The organism is Ponticoccus sp. (in: a-proteobacteria) (genome assembly GCF_048381735.1).
This window is the reverse complement of sequence record NZ_JBLXGL010000009.1, coordinates 43,461-59,386: the sequence shown is the minus strand read 5'-3', so window position 1 is coordinate 59,386 and position 15,926 is coordinate 43,461. Positions and strand designations below refer to the sequence as shown.

The window sequence follows — 15,926 nt, the reverse complement described above, 5'->3', positions numbered from 1 at the left end:
GGGCGATTTTCCGCAGGAAAGAGCGGCGGACCGCCGTCATGCCCGCAGGCGCGGGACAGGCCTCAGGCCAGGTCCTTCTCCACGTCGAAGCCCGCCTCCAGCATCAGCGCATTGGACGCCGTCTCGACCTCCTGCTCCAGCCGCTTCAGGAAGGTCTCGCGGTCCAGCCCCGGCGCGATCGGCGGCAGGAACTCGACCACCGCAAGGCCCGGTTTGCGCAGAATGCCCTTGCGCGGCCAGAACAGGCCGACGTTGGTCGCCGCAGGCACGCAGGTCTGTCCGGTCTGTTCATAAAGCAGCGCGGCGCCGACCTTGAACGGCGCCCGCACGCCGGGTGCGATGCGCGAGCCCTGCGGGTAGATGATCAGCTGCCCGGGCTCGGCCGCCCCCTGCTCGACGTCGCGCAGCATCTTGGCGATGGCCTGCCCGCGCTTGCCGCGTTCCACCGGGACGCAGCCGATCTTCAGCGCGTATTGTCCGATCACCGGCGCGTACATCAATTCGCGCTTCATGATGAACTTGCCCGCCGGCACGACCGAGAAAATCAGGATGATATCGAGGAAGGACTGATGCTTTGCCGCGATCAGCACCTCTCCGGTCGGCACCTCGCCGCGCAGTTCCGTCCGCAGGCCGCAAAGCACCCGCGCGGTGAAGCGCACCCAGACGCAATAGGTCTTGCAGGCGGCGCGCGCGCCGCGCGCCGAGAACAGCGCCCAGGGCAGGAAGAGGATCCCCAGGATCGCCATCATGGCGTACATCTGGACGACGAAGATCAGCGACAGTACCCAGCGCATCAAGCCAGCCTTTCCAGCACGCGGCGCGCGGCCATCCACGTCGCCCCCAGCGCCACCAGCGCCGCCAGCGGCGGCACCAGCAGCGGCAGAACCCATTGCAGGCCCTGGAACCGCAGGCCGGTGAGAAAGCCGCCGGTCTCTCCGGCGGCGGGCATCAGCAGGATCGCCACCAGTCCGGCAAGGCTGCCCAGGGCCGCGCCGATCAAGGTCCGCAGGGTGAACCGCCGCACGAAGGCGCGCGCGATGTAGCTGTCGGTCGCGCCGACCAGCCGCAGCACCGCGATGACCTGCGCATTGGCCGCCAGCGCCGCATTGGCCGCCAGCGTCACCATGGCCCCGGTTGCCGCGCCGATCAGCAGGATCGAGACCCAGCCCAGCAGCTTCAGCCGCCCCGCCGCCGCCACCAGCGGGCGGCGCCAGCGCGTGTGTTCGTCCAGCACCGCACCGGGTGCCTCGGCCTGAAGCCGCAGGCGCAGCCCCTCGGCGTCGAAGCCGTCGTCTTCCTCGACGATCTCGATCAGGCGCGGCACCGGCAGGCTTTCCAGCGGCAGGTCGGGGCCGAACCAGGGCTCCAGCAGGGCGCGCTGCTCGTCGTCCGACAGCGCCCGGGCCGAGGCCACCCCCGGCGTCTGCGCCAGAACCCGGAGCGCGGCGGCGCTCTGCGCCTCGGCTTGCCCCGGCGGCGCCGAGATACGGATCGTCGAGGCGCGCGCCAGTTCCTCGCCCCAGGTATAGGCCAACCGCCCCGAGGCCAGCGCAAGCGCCAGCGCGAAGATCGTCAGAAAGGCCATGGCCGCCGAGGTGAAGAGCGTCAGCCACACGGTGAAGCCCGAGGGCGGCACCACCCGGTCCGCCGCCGCATCGCCACGCATCAGCCCGCGCAGGGTGTCCAGAATCAATGCCTTCACAGGTCCGCCCCCGCCGCGATCAGCGTCCGGTTGGCGATGCGCAGGTTGCGCGCCGGGACCATCGACTTGGCCGCGCGGATCAGCATCAGGTCGTGGGTCGCGATCATCACCGTCTTGCCCATGCGGTTCAGCTCCACCAGCAGGCGCAAGAGGCGCTGCGACATCTCCCAGTCGACGTTGCCGGTGGGCTCGTCCGCAAGGATCACATCCGGCGACAGGATCAGCGCCCGGGCCAGCGCCGCGCGCTGCCGCTCGCCGCCCGACAGCTCTGGCGGGCGGGCGTTGAACTTGCCGGTCAGCCCGACCCAGCTCATCAGCTCGTTCAGGTTGTCGGTCTGCGCCGGGGAGGCCTGCCCCGAGACGGTCAGCGGCAGGGCCACGTTCTCGGCCACCGGCAGGTGATCGAGGAACTGGCAGTCCTGGTGCACCACGCCGATCCGCCGCCGGGTCAGGGCGATGGCGTCGCGGGACATGCTGTGCACGTCCTCTCCGAACAGGCGGATGCTGCCCTCGGTCGGCTTCAGCGCGCCGTAGCACAGCTTCAGGAAGGTGGTCTTGCCCGCCCCCGACGGCCCGGTGAGGAAATGAAAGGCCCCCGGTGCAAGGTGCAACGACATATCGGTCAGAAGCGCGTCGCCGCTGTAGGAATAAGCCACGTTGTCCAGCTCTATCACGTCGGCTTTGCCCCCTGATGCCGTGTCGCCCCGTTTTGCCCGAGCCTCGCGGATCATGCAACGCAAGGCGATGAAGGGGCATGGACTTTTCCCAATCAGCCATACACCATATGGTCAAGCAGGACGCTCAAGGAACGGCGTTTCGGAGGACCGAGCAGGATGCGGCTGATTTGCCCCAATTGTGGTGCGCAGTACGATGTACCGGTGGATGTGATCCCCGAGGCCGGGCGCGACGTGCAATGTTCGAATTGCGGTCACACCTGGTTCCAGCGCCACCCGGACGAGGATGCCGACCTGGCGGAGGATCTGCAACGGCCCATCCCCGATCCCGCCTGGGAACCCGAGGACGAGGACGAAGACGGTCCGCCGCCCGCGCCCCCGGTCGGCGCGCCGGACCCGCAACGCCGCCTCGACCCCGAGATCGCCGAGATCTTCCGCGAGGAACGCGAGTACGAGGACCGGCGGCGCTCTGCCGAAACGCTCGAAAGCCAGCCCGATCTGGGTCTGACCGAACCCGACGAGGACGAACAGGCCCGGCGGGCGCGGCAGGCGCGCGAGCGCATGGCAAAGATGCGCGGCTCTGACGACGCCGCCCCGCCCGCAGCCCCGCCCCCGGACAAGGCAGACCCCGAGGGCACGGCCATGGCCGCAGCGGCCGCCGCCGCCGCAGGATCGCGCCGCGACCTGCTGCCCGATGTGGACGAGATCAACCAGTCGCTGCGCAGCAATGGCGCCGAAACGCGCGTCGTGGACAGCGCCAAGGACGAAACCGCGCGCCGGGACGCCGAGGCGGCGCGCCATGGCGGCGGCTTCGGCAAGGGCTTCCTGACCATGGTGGTGCTGGTCGGCGGCGCGGTGGCGCTCTATGCCTTCGCCCCTGGCCTTGCCGACAGGGTCCCCGCCCTTGCGCCGCTGCTCGACAGCTACGTGACGGCGGTCGACCAGGCCCGCGCCTGGCTGGACGCGCAGGTCACCGCGCTGCTGACCACGCTGGATTCCCTCAGCTCCGAGGCCCAGACCGAGGCGCCCGAAACCACAGCGCCGGAAACCATGCCCCCGGCAGAGCCCGCACCGGAAGGCAACTGATCCCCGGCCCCGCGCCAGGGGCATAGGCCCGCGCCCCTTCTGCGCAGCCACCAGTTCGGCGGCCTCTCCCCCATGGCCACGCCAGCCCCGTTGAAGCCCCCGGACGGCGCCTTCGGCAGGCTGACGGTCCACATGATCGGCCATCGCCCATGAGACCGGTCCGCCGCGGCTTTTTGCCGGACATTCAAGCGTGACCCAAAGGAAAAGGCGGCAAGGGATCAGCCTTTTCCCCAAACCGCCCCCCAGGCGCAAAGATTCGCCGGGACGCTGTCCAACCAGTCGCACCCGACACAGACACCTGAAATAACTGGTTATTTTCCGAAGAACCGCGCCAGCAACCGCGTGCCGGGGCCCGCGATCTGCGCCGCCCCCATTGATCCGCCCTTGCCGGTCGCCCAATAATCCGGCTCAGTGTGGGCAGACCCCGAACCGGCCAGCAGGAGGCGACCATGGACGGCACCTATTCGCAGAACGATCTTTCTCACGTGGTCGAGGCCGACAAGGCCCACGTCTGGCACCACCTCGTGCAGCACAGGGGCTTCGACACCAAGGATCCGAACATCATCGTCGAGGGCAAGGGCATGCGCGTCTGGAACCAGGCGGGCAAGGAACATCTCGACGCGGTCTCGGGCGCGGTCTGGACGGTCAACGTGGGCTACGGGCGCGAGCGCATCGCCAAGGCGGTCTACGACCAGCTCCTGCGGATGAACTACTTCGCCGGTGCCGCCGGATCGGTCCCCGGCGCGCTCTTCGCCGAAAAGCTGATCAACAAGATGCCGGGCCTTTCCCGCGTCTACTACTGCAACTCGGGGTCCGAGGCCAACGAGAAGGCCTTCAAGATGGTCCGCCAGATCGCCCACAAGCGTTACGGCGGCAAGAAACACAAGATCCTCTTCCGCGACCGCGACTACCACGGCACCACCATCGGCTGCCTCTCGGCGGGCGGCCAGGAAGAGCGCAACGCCCAATACGGCCCCTTCGCGCCGGGCTTCGTGCGCGTGCCGCATTGCCTCGAATACCGCGCCGCCGATCAGGGCGCGCCGACCCAGAACTACGGCGAATGGGCCGCCGACCAGATCGAACAGGTGATCCTGCGCGAAGGCCCCGATACCGTGGGCGCGCTCTGCCTGGAACCGGTGACCGCAGGCGGCGGCGTCATCGTCCCGCCGGACGGTTACTGGCCCAAGGTGCAGGAGATCTGCCGCAAGTACGACATCCTGCTGCACATCGACGAGGTCGTCTGCGGCGTCGGGCGCACCGGCACCTGGTTCGGCTACCAGCACTACGGCATCGAGCCGGACTTCGTCACCATGGCCAAGGGCGTGGCCTCGGGCTACGCCGCCATCGCCTGCTGCGTCACCTCTGAACGGGTCTTCGACCTCTTCCGGGACGACGCCAGCGATCCGATGAGCTACTTCCGCGACATCTCGACCTTCGGCGGCTGCACGGCGGGCCCGGCGGCGGCCATCGAAAACATGGCCATCATCGAAGAGGAAGGCCTGCTCGAAAACACCACGGCCATGGGCGACTACATGCTCGACCAGCTGCAGGCGCTGGCCGACCGCCACGCGGTGATCGGCGACGTGCGCGGCAAGGGCCTCTTCCTCGGCGCCGAACTGGTGGAAGACCGCGAAACCCGCAAGCCGGTGGCCGAGGCACAGGCGCAGGCGGTCACGGCGGACTGCATGGCGCAGGGCGTCATCGTGGGCGTCACCAACCGCTCGGTGCCGGGCTACAACAACACGCTGTGCTTCTCGCCCGCGCTGATCGCCACCAGGGACGACATCGACCAGATCGTCTCGGCCGTGGACGGCGCCCTTGGCCGCGTCTTCGGCTGAAACCGTGGCGCACCGCCTGAATGCCTACGGACAGCCCATCGGGCTGCCCGTCGACCTGCCCCTGCCCCGTCCACTGCCGCCACACGACGACCTGACGGGCCGCAGCGTCACGCTCAGCGCGCTCACACCCGACCACGCGCCCGCGCTCTACAGGGCCATGACCGACCCCTCCGGCTGGACCTATCTCGGCGCCGACGAACCCTGGACGGACGAGGCCGAGGCCCGCCGCTGGGCCAAGGCCAAGGCCGCCTCGAAAGACCCGCTCTTCTACAGCCTGCTGGTCGGGGGCACCCCGCAGGGCTTCCTGTCCCTCCTGCGCATCAACCCCGAAGCCGCCAGCATCGAGGTCGGCTACATCCACTACGCCCCCGCCCTGCAAGGCACCCTGGCCGCGACCGAGGCACAGTTCCTGCTGATGCGCCATGTCTTCGACGACCTCGGCTATCGCCGGCACGAATGGAAGTGCGACGCCCTCAACGCGCCCTCCCGCAAGGCCGCCGAACGCCTCGGCTTCACCTACGAAGGCACCTTCCGGCAGGCGCTGGTCTACAAGGGCCGCAACCGCGACACCGCGTGGTTCTCGATCACCGACAGCGAATGGCCCGCCCTCAAGGCCCGCTTCACCCGCTGGCTCTCGCCGGGCAACTTCCACCCCGACGGCAGGCAGAAGAAACGCCTGCAGGACGCCTGATCTTCTTCTTGGTCCAAATACCCTTGGGGTCCGGGGCAAAGCCCCGCTGACGGGACGGCGGGCGGGGCGATGTGGCGCAGCCACGATCGCCGTCCCCGTCGAAAACGAAAAAGGGCCGCGAAACGCGACCCTCTCCGTGAAATCCTGCGGAAGGACTCAGCCGTTGACGCTGTCCTTCAGGGCCTTGGCGATGGTCATCTTGACCTGCTTGTCGGCTTCCTTCTTGAACTGCTCGCCGGTCGCGGGGTTGCGGACCATGCGCTCGGGGCGCTCCTTGCAGTAGATCTTGCCGACGCCCGGCAGGGTCACGGCGCCGCCTGCGGCCACTTCCGAGGTGATGATCTCGACAATCGAGTCGAGCGCCGTGCCGGCGGTCTTCTTGTCCGCATCCATCTTCTCGGCCAGCGCTGCAACCAGCTGGGTCTTCGTCATCGGTTTCGTCGCCATTTCAATGGTCTCCTTCATAGCGCCTGCGTTGTGCATTCTTGCGCGACTGTCTTCGTTCCCCGTCACCCCGAAAGCCCTGGCACCCGGTGCCCACCCTCGCGGCTTCAGCAGCCCCTCATGCCCAATCCATTGGGCCTCTGAGGCGCAATAAAACCGTATACTGTGGGAAAACACAACAATTCGTGGCCTTGTTTATATGGGTAAAACGCATTTTGTGCCGGTTTCCGCCGGGTCACGGCGCCTAAAGAAAGGCGGTCTCCTCGAAACTCCGCAGTTTCCGGCTGTGAATGCGCTCCAAAGGCATGTCGCGCAATGCCTCCATGGCGCGAATCCCGATCATCAGGTGCCGCGCCACCTGCGTCTTGTAGAAGTCCGAGGCCATGCCGGGAAGCTTCAGCTCGCCATGCAGCGGCTTGTCGCTGACACAGAGCAGCGTACCGTAGGGCACCCGGAACCGGAACCCGTTCGCGGCGATGGTCGCGCTTTCCATGTCCAGCGCGATGGCCCGCGACTGCGACAGCCTCTGCACCGGCCCGGTATGATCGCGCAACTCCCAGTTGCGGTTGTCAACCGAGGCCACGGTGCCGGTCCGCATCACCCGCTTCAGGTCGTAGCCCTTCAGCCGGGTCTCGGCGGCAACCGCCTCTTCCAGGGCGATCTGGATCTCGGCCAGCGCCGGGATCGGCACCCAGACCGGCAGGTCGTCGTCCAGCACCTTGTCCTCGCGCAGGTAGGCATGGGCCAGAACGAAATCGCCCAGCGACTGCGAGTTCCGCAGCCCCGCGCAATGCCCCACCATCAGCCAGGCATGGGGCCGCAGCACCGCGATATGGTCGGTCGCGGTCTTGGCGTTCGAGGGCCCCACCCCGATATTGACCAGCGTGATGCCCTGATTGTCGGGCCGCTTCAGGTGATAGGTCGGCATCTGCGGCATCTTGCCGGTCGGCGGGATCTCTTCCGTCGCGCTGGTGATCTCGACGTTCCCCGTCGAGACAAAGCTGGTGTACCCGCTCTCGGGATCGGCCAGCATGGCGCGGGCATAGGCCTCGAACTCGGTCACGTAGAACTGGTAGTTGGTGAACAGCACGTGGTTCTGGAAATGCGCCGGGTCGGTGGCGGTGTAATGCGACAGCCGCGCCAGCGAGTAATCGACCCGCTGCGCCGAAAAGGGCGCCAGCGGTGCCGCCCCGTCCGCGGCCAGCCCGGCCACGCCGTTGACGATGTCGTCATTGGTCGAGGCCAGGTCCGGCACGTCGAAGACATCGCGCAGCACGAAGGCGCTCGCCCCCTCCTGCGGCACGGTGATCTCGGGGAAATTGGCGACCGCGAAATGCACCGGCATCGGCGTGTCCGACACACCGATCTGCACCTTCACGCCGTGGTTGCCCAGCAGCAGGCCGATCTGCTGCGCCAGGTAGCCCCTGAACATGCCCGGCCGCGTGACGGTCGTGGCATAGGTACCGGGCGCGGTCACATGACCGAAGGACAGGCGGCTGTCGACCTTGGCGAAGCTGACGGTGCTGAAACGCACCTCGGGGTAGAAGGCCCGGTAGCGCCGGCCCGGATGCCCCGAGGCCATGGCCTCCATGAAGCGGTCGCGCAGGAAGGTCGCGGCCTCGTCGTAAAGCGCGCACAGCCGCGCGACGGCGGCCTTGGGATCGTCGAACATCTCGGGCGCGGGCGCCTCGGGCGTCTCGACCGGGAGGGAATGCGGGTGGTCCTGCATGGGGACTCCTTTTTCCGGGGCAAACTCTCACTTCGCGCGCCCGCAATCAAGACGGGAACCGCCAGGGCGGACGCGGGGTTTCTCCGCCACCCAGGCAAGGCCACGCCTGATCCTCCGCCCCGACACCGGACGCGGACCCGACTGCGGCGCCATCGCCCCAGGGGCGGCGCTGGCGCTCCCGACCGCCGACCAGGAACCCCGGCCCCGACCCCGCCCCCGACCGCTTGGCGCCGCCACCGCGTGCAAAAGCAACCGTCCCCCGCCGCGCACCGCCCGGACCGCGCCCCGGCGCACCCGCCGCGCCAGGCTGCCCCCCTCTGGCCAAGGCGGCCCTGCTGCACCGGCTGAAATCCGGCGCCGGACCGAGGCGCCCCCGGGGCGTCTTTTGCGCAGGACCGCGCACCCGCCGCAGGCCTCCCGCAGCCACCGCCCGCGCGACGCCCCGACACCGCGCGGCGCCCCTGCTTCTTCTTGGTCCAAATACCTCTCGCCCGGCCGCCCCCCGCGATCCGGTTGACACGGGGCGCAATCCGGCGCGCAATGCCGCCCGAGAAGGAGACATGCCATGAACGCCCCCCGGAACCCCGCCAACCTCGATCACTGGCAGGAACGCGTCGACCTTGCCGCCGCCTTCCGCTGGACCGTGCGCCTGAACATGCACGAGGCGGTGGCCAACCACTTCAGCCTCGCCATCAACGAGGACGGCACCAGGTTCCTGATGAACCCGAACCAGCAGCATTTCTCGCGGATCAAGGCCAGCGACCTCCTGGTGGTCGACGCCAACGACCCCGAGACGCTGAACCGCCCCGGCGCGCCCGACCCCACCGCCTGGGGCCTGCACGGCGGGCTGCACCGGCACTGCGCCCATGCGCGCTGCGCCATGCATGTGCATTCGCCCTATGCCACGGTGCTGGCCTGCCTGAAGGACAAGCGCCTGCCGCCGCTCGACCAGAACGCCGCGATGTTCTTCAACCGGGTCGCGGTGGACGATGCCTACGGCGGCCTCGCCTTCGAGGACGAGGGCAACCGCTGCGCCCAGCTTCTGTCGGACCCCAAGGTCAAGACGCTGGTGATGGGCAACCACGGCGTGATGATCATCGGCGACACCGTGGCCGAGACCTTCAACCGCCTGTTCTACTTCGAGCGCGCGGCGCAGACCTATATCATGGCGCTGCAGACCGGGCAGCCACTGGCCTTCCTGTCCGACGAGGTCGCGGAAAAGACCGCGCGCGAGATCGAGGACTACCCGGAACAGGACATCCGCCACCTTGCCGAGCTCAAGGCGATCCTCGACGAGGAAGGCGCGGATTACGCGTGCTGAGGGGCGGCGGCGGGTTGAAAACCCGCCCCGCCGCAGGCCTCGGGCGGGCGCGGCCCCGCCCCGGGGCAGGCCTCAGCCCTTGCGCAGCCCGGTGGCGACCAGCATGCTCTTGCGCTTGGCCTCGTAGTAGTAGCCCCTGGCGTACCACTTGATGGCGCTGTCCCAGTCGCCGTCCGAGACCATATAGGCGCCCTTCAGGTATTTCAGCGCGTATTGCAGGTTGGTATCCGCATCCAGCAGGTCGTTCGGCTGGCCCTGAAAGCCCATGGAACGGGCGGTCGCCGGAAGGATCTGGAACAAGCCGTAATAGGGCCCGTTCCGCGCCCAGGGGCGATGCGTGCTCTCGCGGATCGCAAGACGATGCACCAGCCCGCGCGGCAGCTCGTAGTGATCCGCCCAGCGGTTGATCTTCTGGCGCAGTTCCGGGGTTTCGTTCGGGTGCAGGGGAATCCTGTGTTCCACGAGCGCCATGGCCGGCTGTTCATCGGGCGCCGTCTTCGGCGCGGCACAGGCGGTCAGCAGGGCCAGACCGGCCAGCGCGAATATCAGACGAGTCGTCATCGGGTCACACTCCAAGGCTATGGCCTCTTAGTCCCGCGCCGCGCACCGGGCGAGTCCGGCGCGGCACGACAGGCAAAACCTTGCCACTCGCGCCCCTGACGCAGCAGAATGTGGCCCATGATCCGGGCAGTCGGGACAGGGTTGCCTGCCTCTTGTGCACTTCGGTCGCGCTTGCATCCCCCAACGCCCGACGCCATCTATGCCGCATGACACCGAAAACGCTTCTTTCCCTGGGCCATGGCTACTCGGCCCGCGCCCTCGCCGCGCGGCTTTTGCCCGAGGGCTGGACCGTGCTGGGCACGCATCGCGACCCGGACCGGGCAGAGGCGATCCGCGCCACCGGCGCGACCCCCGTGCTGTGGGAGAAGGCGGCCCTGGCCGAGGCGCTGTCGCGGGCCTCGCACCTGCTGATCTCTCCCGCGCCGACCGCCGAGGGCGACCCGAGCCTCGCCCTCTTGTCCGAAGAGATCGCCCGCCGCGCGCCGCATCTGGCCTGGGCGGGCTACCTCTCCACCACCGGGGTCTACGGCGACCACGCAGGCGCATGGGTCGACGAAAGCGCGGCCCTTTCCCCCGCGACCCGGCGCGGTGAGGCCCGCGTCAGGGCAGAGGCCCAGTGGTGCGCCATCCCCGGCCTGCCGCTGCACATCTTCCGCCTCGCCGGGATCTACGGGCCCGGGCGCGGCCCCTTCGAGAAGGTCCGGCGCGGCACCGCCCGGCGCATCGTCAAACCCGGGCAGGTCTTCTCGCGCATCCATGTCGAGGACATCGCCCGCGTGCTGCATGCCTCGATCGAGGCGCCCTCGCCCGGCACCGCCTACAATGTCTGCGACGACGATCCGGCGCCGCCGCAGGACGTCATTGCCCATGCCGCGAGGCTGCTGGGCCTGCCGCTTCCGCCCGAGGTGCCCTTCGACGAGGCCGAGCTGAGCCCCATGGCCCGCAGCTTCTACGCCGAAAGCAAGCGCGTCTCGAACGCGCGCATCAAGGAAGAGCTGGGGGTGACGCTGGCCTATCCCGACTACCGCACCGGCCTTGCCGCGCTGCTGCAAGCCGAAGGCAGGGACTAGAGCATGCCGCGCGACCTGCTGCGCAACATGGCCGAAGAGCCCGAGGTGCGCAGCCCGGAAAGCCTCGACGACCTGCTGAAGGCGATGCGCCCGGAGAAGGGCGACTTGCGTGTCTCTGTCGAGGATGTGCTGCGGCGCGTCGGCGGGCGCTCTTTCCCGGCGGTGATCCTTGTCCCGGCCATCGTTCTGGTCTCTCCGGTCTCGGGGATTCCCGGCACGCCGACGCTGGCCGGGATGATCGTGCTGCTCTGCGCCGTTCAGGCGCTGGTGGGCAAGAAACACCTCTGGCTGCCGGGTTTCCTGCGCCGCCGCAGCGTCAGCGCGGCGCGCATGCTGCGCGCGGTGGAATGGCTGCGCCGTCCCGCCGGCTGGATGGACCGCCACTCGCACAACCGCCTGCGGCTGCTGGTGAGCGGCCCGGCCAAGCCGCTGGCCTATGCGGCGACGGCGCTGGTGGCCGTGTCCTGGCCGCTGCTGGAGCTGCTGCCCTTCGTCACCTCGTTCAGCGCGGGCGCCGTGGCCATGGTGATGTTCGGCCTGATGACCCGCGACGGCGCCTACGCGCTGGCCGGATACGCGCAGGGCGCGCTGGTCTACCTGATCCTGCTCAGCATCTGGTTCGGGATCTTCTAGACGCGGTTTCGCCTGCGCGGTGCGCAGGCGACCGGCGGGGAGGCTTTGCCTCCCCGGACCCCTCCAGGATACTTCCGGACAGAAGAAGCGCAGGCGGGCGCCTGGGTCAGGCGCGCTTGTCCATGACCTCGACGCCGAGGACCGAGAGCACCCTGGCCTCGATATCCTTCGCGTTCATGCCGGCCACCGCGTACATATCCGCCGGAGAGGCCTGGTCGATGAAGATGTCGGGCAGCACCATCGAGCGGTACTTCAGCCCGCGGTCGAAGACCCCCTCGTCGGCCAGAAGCTGCGCGACATGGCTGCCGAAGCCGCCGACGGCGCCCTCTTCGATGGTGATCAATGCGTCGTGGTCGCGCGCGAGGCGCAGGATCAGCTCGCGGTCCAGCGGCTTGGCAAAGCGTGCATCGGCCACGGTCGGGGATATGCCGCGCGCCTCCAGCGCCTCGCAGGCTGCCAGCACCTCGCCCAGCCGGGTGCCGAAGCTGAGGATCGCCACGCCCTTGCCCCGGCAGATCATCCGGCCCTTGCCGATCTCGAGCACCTCGCCACGCTCGGGCATCTCGACGCCGCGCCCCTCGCCACGCGGATAGCGGAAGGCGATGGGGCCCTCGTCATGGGCGGCGGCGGTGGCCACCATGTGCTTCAGCTCCGCCTCGTCGGCGGCGGCCATGACCACGAAGCCCGGCAGGTTGGCCAGAAAGGCCACGTCGAAGGATCCCGCATGCGTGGCGCCGTCGGCACCGACCAGCCCGGCGCGGTCGATGGCGAAGCGCACCGGCAGGCGCTGGATCGCCACGTCATGCACCACCTGATCGTAGCCGCGCTGCAGGAAGGTCGAATACATCGCGCAGAAGGGCCGCATGCCGCCCGCCGCCAGACCGGCGGCGAAGGTCACCCCGTGCTGTTCCGCGATGCCCACGTCGAAGCAGCGCGAGGGGTAGCGTTCGGCAAAGAGGTCGAGCCCGGTGCCGTCCGGCATGGCCGCGGTCACGGCGCAGATGCGGCTGTCCTCGGCGGCCTGCTGCATCAGCGCCTCGGCGAAGACCCTGGTATAGGCGGGCGCGTTGGACTTCGCCTTCTTCTGCTGGCCGGTGACCACGTCGAACTTGCCGCGCGCATGGCCCTTGTCGGGCGCATGTTCGGCCGGGTCGTAGCCCTTGCCCTTCTTGGTGATGCAATGGATCAGGATCGGCCCGGTCGCGCGCTGGCGCACCGTGCGCAGCACCGGCAGAAGCTGGTGCAGGTCGTGCCCGTCCAGCGGCCCGAGGTAGGAAAAGCCCAGCTCTTCGAAAAGCGTTCCGCCCACGGCCATGCCCTTCAGCATCTCCTTGGCGCGCTTGGCGCCCTCGCGGAAGGGCGGCGGCAGGAAGCTGGCGGCGCCCTTCACGGCGGCCTTCAGGTCCTGGAACGGCGCCTCGGCATAGAGCCGGGACAGATACGAGGACAGCGCCCCGGTGGGCGGCGCGATGGACATCTCGTTGTCGTTGAGGATCACGATCAGCCGCTTGCCCAGATGGCCCGCGTTGTTCAGCGCCTCGAAGGCCATGCCCGCGCTCATGGCGCCGTCGCCGATCACCGCGATGGCATCGCCATGGCCGGTGTCGCAGGCGCCGCCCAGATCGCGCGCCACGGCAAACCCCAGTGCGGCAGAGATCGAGGTCGAGGAATGCGCCGCGCCGAAGGGATCGTAGGGCGATTCGGACCGCTTGGTGAAGCCCGACAGCCCGTCCTTCTGGCGCAGGGTCGACATCCTGTCGCGGCGCCCGGTGAGGATCTTGTGCGGGTAACACTGGTGGCTGACGTCCCAGATGATCTTGTCGCGCGGCGCGTCGAAGACCGCGTGCAGCGCCACCGTCAGCTCGACCACGCCGAGGCCGGCGCCCAGATGGCCGCCGGTCTCGGACACGGCAGAGATCGTCTCGGCCCGCAATTCGCCGGCCAGACGCTCCAGCTCTGCATCGCTGAATTGCGACAGGTCGGACGGGTTTCGAACCCGGTCCAGAAGCGGCGTCGAGGGTCTGTCGGACATGGGTCCTCCGCGGATCAGTTCCGGCGCGAGATAACGAAGCGCGCAGCCTGTCGCAAGGTCTCGGCCTTTTCTCCGTAAACAGATAGGGCGTCGCAGGCTTCTGCCACAAGATCCGAGGCGCGGCGTTTCGCCCCGTCCACACCGAGGTGCGAGACGAAGGTCGCCTTGCCGCGCCCGGCATCCTTGCCCACCGCCTTGCCGACCGCCTGAACATCGCCCTCCACGTCCAGCACGTCATCGGCAATCTGGAAGGCCAGGCCAAGCCGGTCGCCGTAGTGCCGCAGCGCGCCCTGGTCCTGCCCCGCCATGCAGGCCCCCGCCGAGGCCGCCCAGGAAATCAGCGCGCCGGTCTTGCCCGCCTGAAGCGCCGTGATCTCGGCCAGAGACAGCGCCCTGTCGCTGCTTTCGGCGGCGATGTCGCGCATCTGGCCGCCGACCATGCCCCGGACCCCGGCCGCATCGGCAAGGCTGCGGGCCAGATGGATGCGCCTCTCGGCGGGACAGACGGTCTGCAGGACCAGCTCGAAGGCCAGCGCCTGCAAGCCGTCCCCGGCCAGCACCGCGATGGTCTCGTCCCACTGGCGGTGGACCGTGGGCTTGCCGCGCCGCAGGTCGTCATCGTCCATGCAGGGCAGGTCATCATGCACAAGGCTGTAGCTGTGCAGCGCCTCGATGGCGGCGGCGGCAGGCGCGGCATGGGTGCGCGCGATGCCGAACAGCAGCGCGCTCTCGATCACCAGGAAGGCGCGCAGCCCCTTGCCGCCCTGCACTGCGTATAGCATGGCGCGCGCCACCTCGGATTCGGTCTCGTGCAGCGCCATGGCGACATGGGCATGCGCAAGATCCGCGTCCAGCTGCAGGGCCTCGTCGAAAGAGGCCTCGCGGGCCTGCAACTCTTCCAGCCGCCCCACCAGGAACTCCGGCAGGGGCGCGTAGCTGCCGACCACCTAGAGCCCCTCGACCGCTTGCGTGCCCTTGGGGTTGCCCTCGCCGTCCAGCGTAATGGCGGCGACCTTCTCCTCGGCCTCGCTCAGCTTCTGGTCGCAGCGCTGCTTCAGCCGCGCGCCGCGCTCGTAGAGGCGGATCGATTCCTCCAGCGCCACGTCGCCGCGTTCCAGCTGGCCAACCACGCGCTCAAGCTCACCCATGGCCTGCTCAAAGCTCATCTCCGCCACATCGGCGTCCCGGTCTGTCTCGCTCATGCGGCGGCCTCCATCAGTATCTCGACATGTGCCCGCGCCGAGGCGGACAGGGCAGCCAGATCATACCCGCCCTCCAAAGTCGAGACCACCCGCCCGCCGCAGACATCCGCGGCGACATCGCAGATCGCCCGCGTGATCCAGCGGAAATCCTCGAGCGACCAGTTCAGACTGGCCAGCGGATCGTCCTGATGCGCGTCGAATCCCGCCGAGACGACGATCAGCTCGGGGCGCCAGGCACGCAGCCGCGACAGGGCGGGCTCCCAGGCGGCACGCATCTCGGCGCCGCCGCTTTCGGGCGCCAGCGGCAGGTTCAGCACGGTATCATGGGCGCCACGCTCCTCGGCACGACCGGTCCCGGGCCAGAGCGGCATCTGATGCGACCCGATGAACAGCGCCCGCGCCTCGCCCCACAGCAGATCCTGCGTGCCGTTGCCGTGATGCACGTCGAAATCCAGCACCGCCACGCGCCCCAGCCCATGCGCATCCAGCGCATGTTTCGCCGCCAGCGCCGCGGTGCCAAACAGGCAGAAGCCCATGGGCGTCTCGGTCTCGGCATGGTGGCCGGGGGGCCGGGTGGCGCAGAAGGCGTTCCCGACCGCGCCCTCCAGCACCAGGTCCACCGCCTGCACCGCCGCGCCCGCCGCCAGCCGCGCCGCCCGCAGGCTTCCCGGAGACATCCATGTATCGGAATCCAGCTGATGCAGACCGCTATCGGGCACCGCTGCCGCCAGCCGGTCGAGATAGCGCTGCGGATGCACCCGCAGCAGATCCGCGTCACGCGCCTCGCGCGCCGTCACGCGGCGCAGGTCCAGCCCCTCCAGCGCATGCAGCACATGCTCCAGCCGCGCCACCCGCTCGGGATGCCCCTCCGGCGTGACATGCTCCAGCCCGTCCGCATGGGTGATCAAAGCCGTGACCATGGAACCCCCTTCGTGTTTCTTCT

The 15,926-nt window shown here is 68.9% G+C and carries 16 protein-coding genes; 6 read left to right on the top strand and 10 right to left on the bottom strand.

The window, feature by feature from the left end; genetic code table 11:
• Positions 1-62: 62 nt before the first annotated feature.
• Genes ACN5KJ_RS15085 through ACN5KJ_RS15075 form a run of 3 tightly spaced genes read right to left on the bottom strand, consistent with a single transcriptional unit; the run spans position 63 to position 2,376 of the window.
• Positions 63-794 (bottom strand): lysophospholipid acyltransferase family protein, encoded by a 732-nt coding sequence (locus tag ACN5KJ_RS15085; protein WP_418594846.1) that lies wholly within the window; start codon positions 792-794, stop codon positions 63-65.
• Positions 794-1,666: a cell division protein FtsX gene (locus ACN5KJ_RS15080; RefSeq protein WP_347168012.1), complete on the bottom strand. Its 873-nt coding sequence runs from the start codon at positions 1,664-1,666 to the stop codon at positions 794-796. Before ACN5KJ_RS15080 ends, ACN5KJ_RS15085 begins: the two co-directional genes overlap by 1 nt.
• 32 nt (positions 1,667-1,698) lie before the next feature.
• A complete protein-coding gene (locus tag ACN5KJ_RS15075; protein WP_418594845.1) occupies positions 1,699-2,376 on the bottom strand; it encodes a cell division ATP-binding protein FtsE in 678 nt (225 codons plus the stop codon).
• Between the two features lie 159 nt (positions 2,377-2,535).
• Between ACN5KJ_RS15075 and ACN5KJ_RS15070 the strand changes: the two genes are divergently transcribed.
• The 3 genes from ACN5KJ_RS15070 to ACN5KJ_RS15060 all read left to right on the top strand — a co-directional run bounded on the left by ACN5KJ_RS15070 (position 2,536) and on the right by ACN5KJ_RS15060 (position 5,991).
• Complete coding sequence (locus ACN5KJ_RS15070) at positions 2,536-3,462, top strand: zinc-ribbon domain-containing protein (protein ID WP_418594844.1); 927 nt, start codon at positions 2,536-2,538, stop codon at positions 3,460-3,462.
• A gap of 449 nt (positions 3,463-3,911) precedes the next feature.
• Positions 3,912-5,300, top strand: a complete 1,389-nt coding sequence (locus ACN5KJ_RS15065; protein ID WP_418594843.1) for an aspartate aminotransferase family protein — start codon at positions 3,912-3,914, stop codon at positions 5,298-5,300.
• Entirely contained in the window at positions 5,281-5,991 is a 711-nt protein-coding gene (locus ACN5KJ_RS15060; protein WP_418594842.1) for a GNAT family N-acetyltransferase, read from the top strand. Before ACN5KJ_RS15065 ends, ACN5KJ_RS15060 begins: the two co-directional genes overlap by 20 nt.
• A gap of 156 nt (positions 5,992-6,147) precedes the next feature.
• Here the strand turns inward: ACN5KJ_RS15060 and ACN5KJ_RS15055 are convergent, their stop codons facing one another.
• Complete coding sequence (locus ACN5KJ_RS15055) at positions 6,148-6,438, bottom strand: HU family DNA-binding protein (protein ID WP_347166821.1); 291 nt, start codon at positions 6,436-6,438, stop codon at positions 6,148-6,150.
• Between the two features lie 241 nt (positions 6,439-6,679).
• Complete coding sequence (locus tag ACN5KJ_RS15050) at positions 6,680-8,164, bottom strand: AMP nucleosidase (protein WP_418594841.1); 1,485 nt, start codon at positions 8,162-8,164, stop codon at positions 6,680-6,682.
• Between the two features lie 565 nt (positions 8,165-8,729).
• Here ACN5KJ_RS15050 and ACN5KJ_RS15045 point away from each other — a divergent pair.
• Positions 8,730-9,485 (top strand): class II aldolase and adducin N-terminal domain-containing protein, encoded by a 756-nt coding sequence (locus ACN5KJ_RS15045; protein ID WP_418594840.1) that lies wholly within the window; start codon positions 8,730-8,732, stop codon positions 9,483-9,485.
• A gap of 72 nt (positions 9,486-9,557) precedes the next feature.
• Here ACN5KJ_RS15045 and ACN5KJ_RS15040 read toward each other — a convergent pair whose 3' ends face one another.
• Positions 9,558-10,046 (bottom strand): transglycosylase SLT domain-containing protein, encoded by a 489-nt coding sequence (locus ACN5KJ_RS15040; protein WP_418594839.1) that lies wholly within the window; start codon positions 10,044-10,046, stop codon positions 9,558-9,560.
• 206 nt (positions 10,047-10,252) lie between these two features.
• Between ACN5KJ_RS15040 and ACN5KJ_RS15035 the strand changes: the two genes are divergently transcribed.
• Complete coding sequence (locus tag ACN5KJ_RS15035; protein WP_418594838.1) at positions 10,253-11,116, top strand: SDR family oxidoreductase; 864 nt, start codon at positions 10,253-10,255, stop codon at positions 11,114-11,116.
• A 3-nt stretch (positions 11,117-11,119) separates the two neighbouring features.
• Entirely contained in the window at positions 11,120-11,749 is a 630-nt protein-coding gene (locus ACN5KJ_RS15030; RefSeq protein ID WP_418594837.1) for an exopolysaccharide biosynthesis protein, read from the top strand.
• 106 nt (positions 11,750-11,855) lie between these two features.
• Here ACN5KJ_RS15030 and dxs read toward each other — a convergent pair whose 3' ends face one another.
• The 4 genes from dxs to ACN5KJ_RS15010 form a co-directional block, all read right to left on the bottom strand.
• The gene (gene dxs, locus ACN5KJ_RS15025) at positions 11,856-13,781 is read right to left on the bottom strand and encodes a 1-deoxy-D-xylulose-5-phosphate synthase (protein ID WP_418594836.1); all 1,926 of its coding nucleotides are present in this window, start codon (positions 13,779-13,781) and stop codon (positions 11,856-11,858) included.
• A gap of 14 nt (positions 13,782-13,795) precedes the next feature.
• On the bottom strand, positions 13,796-14,602 hold the full coding sequence (locus ACN5KJ_RS15020) for a polyprenyl synthetase family protein (protein ID WP_418594928.1): 807 nt from the start codon (positions 14,600-14,602) through the stop codon (positions 13,796-13,798).
• Between the two features lie 126 nt (positions 14,603-14,728).
• Positions 14,729-14,983 (bottom strand): exodeoxyribonuclease VII small subunit, encoded by a 255-nt coding sequence (locus ACN5KJ_RS15015; RefSeq protein ID WP_206566085.1) that lies wholly within the window; start codon positions 14,981-14,983, stop codon positions 14,729-14,731.
• Positions 14,980-15,903 carry a histone deacetylase family protein gene (locus ACN5KJ_RS15010; protein ID WP_418594835.1) on the bottom strand — a complete coding sequence of 308 codons (924 nt, stop codon included), beginning with the start codon at positions 15,901-15,903 and terminating at the stop codon, positions 14,980-14,982. Before ACN5KJ_RS15010 ends, ACN5KJ_RS15015 begins: the two co-directional genes overlap by 4 nt.
• Between the last annotated feature and the right edge of the window lie 23 nt (positions 15,904-15,926).

What these genes read in the sequence shown, in the direction of transcription:
- ACN5KJ_RS15055 (WP_347166821.1), bottom strand. Translation starts at nt 6,438, where the DNA reads ATGGCGACGAAACCGATGACGAAGACCCAGCTGGTTGCAGCGCTGGCC.
- ACN5KJ_RS15015 (WP_206566085.1), bottom strand. Translation starts at nt 14,983, where the DNA reads ATGAGCGAGACAGACCGGGACGCCGATGTGGCGGAGATGAGCTTTGAG.
- ACN5KJ_RS15050 (WP_418594841.1), bottom strand. Translation starts at nt 8,164, where the DNA reads ATGCAGGACCACCCGCATTCCCTCCCGGTCGAGACGCCCGAGGCGCCC.
- ACN5KJ_RS15040 (WP_418594839.1), bottom strand. Translation starts at nt 10,046, where the DNA reads ATGACGACTCGTCTGATATTCGCGCTGGCCGGTCTGGCCCTGCTGACC.
- ACN5KJ_RS15085 (WP_418594846.1), bottom strand. Translation starts at nt 794, where the DNA reads ATGCGCTGGGTACTGTCGCTGATCTTCGTCGTCCAGATGTACGCCATG.
- ACN5KJ_RS15030 (WP_418594837.1), top strand. Translation starts at nt 11,120, where the DNA reads ATGCCGCGCGACCTGCTGCGCAACATGGCCGAAGAGCCCGAGGTGCGC.
- ACN5KJ_RS15020 (WP_418594928.1), bottom strand. Translation starts at nt 14,602, where the DNA reads ATGGCGCTGCACGAGACCGAATCCGAGGTGGCGCGCGCCATGCTATAC.
- ACN5KJ_RS15070 (WP_418594844.1), top strand. Translation starts at nt 2,536, where the DNA reads ATGCGGCTGATTTGCCCCAATTGTGGTGCGCAGTACGATGTACCGGTG.
- ACN5KJ_RS15045 (WP_418594840.1), top strand. Translation starts at nt 8,730, where the DNA reads ATGAACGCCCCCCGGAACCCCGCCAACCTCGATCACTGGCAGGAACGC.
- ACN5KJ_RS15065 (WP_418594843.1), top strand. Translation starts at nt 3,912, where the DNA reads ATGGACGGCACCTATTCGCAGAACGATCTTTCTCACGTGGTCGAGGCC.
- ACN5KJ_RS15010 (WP_418594835.1), bottom strand. Translation starts at nt 15,903, where the DNA reads ATGGTCACGGCTTTGATCACCCATGCGGACGGGCTGGAGCATGTCACG.
- dxs (WP_418594836.1), bottom strand. Translation starts at nt 13,781, where the DNA reads ATGTCCGACAGACCCTCGACGCCGCTTCTGGACCGGGTTCGAAACCCG.
- ACN5KJ_RS15035 (WP_418594838.1), top strand. Translation starts at nt 10,253, where the DNA reads ATGACACCGAAAACGCTTCTTTCCCTGGGCCATGGCTACTCGGCCCGC.
- ACN5KJ_RS15080 (WP_347168012.1), bottom strand. Translation starts at nt 1,666, where the DNA reads ATGCGTGGCGATGCGGCGGCGGACCGGGTGGTGCCGCCCTCGGGCTTC.